Origin of the sequence: Hungatella sp. SL.1.14 (genome assembly GCF_024460495.1) — a bacterium.
GTDB lineage: Bacteria > Bacillota > Clostridia > Lachnospirales > Lachnospiraceae > Hungatella > Hungatella hathewayi.
In genome coordinates this window covers 1-304 of sequence record NZ_JANFYJ010000294.1, presented here as the reverse complement: position 1 = coordinate 304, position 304 = coordinate 1, and the positions used below count along the sequence as shown (strand labels likewise).

The window sequence follows — 304 nt, the reverse complement described above, 5'->3', positions numbered from 1 at the left end:
GCCTCCGGTACAATCTCCACAGTCAGATTGATTCCCAGCTTTTCATTGATGGCTGCCACTATTCTGTTATCGGCTTTGATCGCCTTTGCCGCCGCGTCGCCCGTCGTCAGCCAGCGAAGCGGTACGCTCTCCCCGGATTTGGAAGAAGCCTCGGCTTTTCCTGCCTCCGTCTGTCCGGATTCTGCCTTATCAGCTGTTCCCCCGGTTCCTCCGCCGCAGGCAGTTAAAGAGACCGCCATAACCCCTGCCAGTACCAAACTCATTACCTGTCTTTTTTTCATTTTTTTCCCTCTCTTTCCTTTCT

1 pseudogene is annotated in these 304 nt (G+C 53.6%); it reads right to left on the bottom strand.

Going from position 1 to position 304, the window contains the following annotated elements:
• Positions 1-281: pseudogene (locus NE473_RS31060) on the bottom strand (extracellular solute-binding protein); the annotation flags it as partial.
• Positions 282-304 lie beyond the last annotated feature (23 nt).